General features: G+C 71.1%; 2 protein-coding genes. One reads left to right on the plus strand and one right to left on the minus strand.

Going from position 1 to position 1,372, the window contains the following annotated elements; all coding sequences use genetic code 11:
- The coding region (locus tag BGO45_RS15580) for a hypothetical protein (RefSeq protein WP_292695943.1) at positions 1 to 584 on the minus strand (584 nt) is incomplete at its 3' end.
- Between the two features lie 294 nt (positions 585 to 878).
- Here BGO45_RS15580 and BGO45_RS15585 point away from each other — a divergent pair.
- The coding region (locus BGO45_RS15585; protein ID WP_292695946.1) for a hypothetical protein at positions 879 to 1,372 on the plus strand (494 nt) is incomplete at its 3' end.

Here is a 1,372-nt window from a genome sequence, read left to right on the forward strand (position 1 = left end):
GAGCCGTTGAGGGAGGCGTAGAGGGTTCCGTCGGAGGTGAGCGCGAAGGCCCAGTGGTCGCCCGCTCCGCCGCCGGCGCTGGTGGCGACGTCGGTGATGGTGGATGTGGTGGGGACTCCTGCGACCCCAGCCCAGCTGTAGTAGGTCACCGTCGTGGGTGCGGGGCTGCTGGTGGCGTTCGCCGAGGAGGTCGCTGCTCCCGATATTGCGCTCAGAGTTCCTGTTCCACCGATGCTCGGCACCGAGATCGCCGGAAGGGACACGCGCCCCGAACCGTCCGAAGAGCCGGTGTAGCTGGTGCTTCCCCCCGCGAACGTGTACCCGTTCGACAGCGTCACCGTCACCGGCACCCCCGCCGCGGCCGCGCCGTTGGTCGTCGCCGTCACGTACGCGCCGGTGATCGTCGAACAGGCGGTGCCGGTGTAGGTCGCCTGGTTGAAGGCGAGCGCGAGCGTGCCCGACGCGGATGCGGCGGGAGCGATGGCGGCCGTGGCGATCACGGGGATGGTCCAGGCGGCGCCGGTCAGGACGGTGCGGCGGGGAAGGCCGCGGTCGATGGCGGGGGTTTCGGGGGCGTGCTCCATGGGAGGCTCCTATCGATTCGGGTGCGATGTGCCGTCCCCCATCCAGCCGTGTCCGCGCGCCGAGTCCGTAGGCCGTGTCGGACCGTCGTCGGCCCTGTCGCTGCACCGCCCCCGCGGGTGATCGCTGAGCCCCGGAACGTATGCGCTCCGGGTGAGCGCACGCCGCCCCGAGCGGGTGCGGCGTCATGAATCGCCGGGATCGGGTCTAAAGTTCCGTGACCCCGCTCCGCGGGGCACCGCTCTGGAGGCATCCACGTGACACCCGACCCGCATCCGCCTCGGTCGCCGTGGCGCGTGCGGCGCACCCCTCTCGAGGGCTCCGAGGTGGCGGAGTGGTTCCGCCTCCGCGGCTGGAGCGTCGAGCAGCCGGATGCCGCTTCGTCCTACGCGTTCATCGACGAGGCCGTGGTCGCCGATGTCGCGGTACGTCGCATATGGCACACCGCCCTCGCCCTGTCGCGCCCGCCGCTCGTGCCTGGAGCGGTGGCATCCGGAATCGACGAGCGATTCGACACGCTGGTCGTCCATGTCGCCGGCGTCGGAGCCATCCGTGTCGGCGACGGAGCCGAGACCCCGCTGACGCCCAACGACGTCCTCCTCGTGCCGCGGGATGCAGTGGTCGGCTATCGGTCCGACGAGCCGATCGCCCGCATCGAGATCGACCACGGGGTGCGCGACCGCTCCGCCGAGGGGTTCCACGCCCACGGTGAGCTCGTTTCCGTCGCGATGATCACATCGGCCGTCAACGCACTCTTCCAGGCACACGATCAGCAACGGGGGGGGGGGGG

The organism is Microbacterium sp. 71-36 (genome assembly GCF_001898305.1).
In the GTDB taxonomy this organism is placed as follows: domain Bacteria; phylum Actinomycetota; class Actinomycetes; order Actinomycetales; family Microbacteriaceae; genus Microbacterium.